This is a genomic window from Acinetobacter sp. YH12241 (assembly GCF_013417535.1).
Taxonomy (GTDB): domain Bacteria; phylum Pseudomonadota; class Gammaproteobacteria; order Pseudomonadales; family Moraxellaceae; genus Acinetobacter.
This window is the reverse complement of record NZ_VPDQ01000065.1, coordinates 1-2,366: the sequence shown is the minus strand read 5'-3', so window position 1 is coordinate 2,366 and position 2,366 is coordinate 1. Positions and strand designations below refer to the sequence as shown.

Genomic DNA, 2,366 nt, shown 5'->3' with positions numbered 1-2,366 from the left:
CAATAAGACGACACTTAGTGTGCTTTGAAAGACAAAATAAAACATGTCGTTTTAAGCACGTTTAGTTTGCAAGATGCGACAAAATAAAATATGTCTGCTTATTGCTTCTTGATAAGGCTTCACATAAGATCAATAAGACGACATAATAAAATAAGACGCTATATGAAAGATTTAATTGTGAAAGATAACGCTTTAATTAATGCCAGCTACAATCTTGACCTAGTGGAACAACGGTTAATTCTTTTAGCAATAATTGAAGCCCGTGAAAGTGGTAAAGGTATTAATGCGAATGACCCTTTAACTATTCACGCAGAGAGCTATATCAACCACTTTGATGTATTGAAAAATGGTGCTTATCAAGCACTAAAAGAAGCCTGTAAAGACTTGTTTGCTCGTCAATTTAGCTATCAAGAACCAAGAGGAAAAGGAGTAGCTCATATTACCTCACGTTGGGTTTCTCAAATTGCATACATCGAAAAAACGGCATCTGTTGAGTTAATTTTTTCACCTGCAATTATCCCTTTAATAACTCGGCTAGAAAAACAATTTACGAGCTATGAGTTAGAGCAAGTAAAAGGGCTTTCCACTGGCTACGCCATTAGACTTTATGAACTTTTGATTGCTTGGCGTAGTAGTGGGAAAACACCAATTATTGAGCTAAGTGAGTTCAGAGAAAGATTGGGAGTATTAGAAAGTGAATATCATCGAATGCACGACTTTAAAAAGCGTGTTTTAGAACCATCATTAAAGCAAATCAATGAAAATACAGATATTACTGTCAAAGAAGAACAGCACAAAAGAGGACGTAATATTATTGGTTTTTCATTCCGATTTAAACAGAAGGCACAGCCAAAAAAACAACAAAAAACCGACCCTAAACGAGATCCAAACACACCTGATTTCTTTGTCGAAATGACCGATGCACAACGGCATTTGTTTGCACACAAATTATCTGAACTGCCCGAAGTTGGTAGCGAATATGCAGAGATCGGAGAGTCATCCGAAGACTTTACGAAACGCCTTGCAGACATGCTTTTAGAGCCAAAAAAATTCAGGATGTTTTATCCGCTACTGGAACAGCTCGGCTTTGGTTCTAAAAAAATCCAATCTGCACCAGTCAAACAGGTAGATGAACCTAAGTTTATTGAATTGCGAAATATGCAAGTGAACAGCTTGTCGTTCAATATGTCCCGTGACAAGAAATTCGCTCATTTAAAACAGGAAAACGAATCTCCAGATGATTTTATGCAACGGCTTCGCATCATGCTAAAAGACCCAAAACAGCAAATTCAATTTTATGACTACGTGAATGCCAAAAAGTAGCAATTAATCCTCCAAAAAAGATTTCAAAACGCCCCAACTTTTGGGGCTTATTTTTATCTTTTTTAGAGGCCGTTTTTTTGTTTCTCGGAGAGAAACGCGTAAGCGTGCATTCCCTCCTGCTGTCGGAAAATGATAAATCTCCAAACCGCTAAAAATTTTCTTGTTAGCAAAGCACCAATATCGAATTTCACCCCATAGCGCAAAAACCGCCTAAAATCGCATTTAAGCGCCTTTTCTTCAAAAACAGGGAAATCTAGCTAAACAGGGCTAAAAACGCCAATAAACGCAAAATAGGAGCATTTAGACCATGAAATTGAGTGATGCCGAAAAAAATAATCGTTTGTCAGAGGTGTTTTTAAAGAAATCAGATCGAGAATATTACGATTTAGAAATCACTGAAGATCATCAAAAACTTTATGATCAGTACGTTTCAGGTGATTTAAACAAGCAAGATTTTGAAGAACAACTAAACAAATTGATCAAGTAACCGAGCGAGTGTCTACGAGCGACTGAGCGTTATAAAAATTTGCCCCTGCCTTTTCCCTGATTACAAGCTCCCTGTTGCTTCATAACGAGATTTACAGAGCAAAGCGACTGTAGCCACTGGCTCCATGACGAGCGAAGCGAGCATAAAGCTTTATGAGCGAAGCGAATCCATTCTTGTTTTTAGCGTCCTAGCGGGTCTTTGAAAAAAACTGCCCCCAGGAATCGAGCGCAGCGAGATTCAATAGAGTTTGAGCGAAGCGAAAACATAGGGCAGTTTTAAATGCCGTTTTTAATTTTTTTGGGCTTTTAATAATAAAAAAGCTTTTAAATGCTTTTAAGCAGTCTGAAAGCATTGATATACGTGCGTTTCAGAGGACATAAGACGACACTTAGTGTGCTAAAAGACGACACTTAGTGTGCTAGAAATTCTCAATAAGACGACACTTAGTGTGCTTTGAAAGACAAAATAAAACATGTCGTTTTAAGCACGTTTAGTTTGCAAGATGCGACAAAATAAAATATGTCTGCTTATTGCTTCTTGATAAGGCTTCACATAA

Annotated in this window: 1 protein-coding gene and 1 pseudogene; both read left to right on the top strand. The window is 37.5% G+C overall.

What is annotated here, in order from left to right; translation table 11 throughout:
- Window positions 1-162 precede the first annotated feature (162 nt).
- Window positions 163-1,089, top strand: a pseudogene (gene repM / locus FTV18_RS15525) (replication initiation protein RepM); the annotation flags it as partial.
- Between the two features lie 541 nt (window positions 1,090-1,630).
- Window positions 1,631-1,810, top strand: coding sequence for a hypothetical protein (locus FTV18_RS15520; RefSeq protein ID WP_020847111.1), 180 nt, complete (start codon window positions 1,631-1,633; stop codon window positions 1,808-1,810).
- Window positions 1,811-2,366: the final 556 nt, after the last annotated feature.

Coding starts and splice junctions, on each gene's coding strand:
- FTV18_RS15520 (WP_020847111.1), top strand. CDS start 1,631: ATGAAATTGAGTGATGCCGAAAAAAATAATCGTTTGTCAGAGGTGTTT.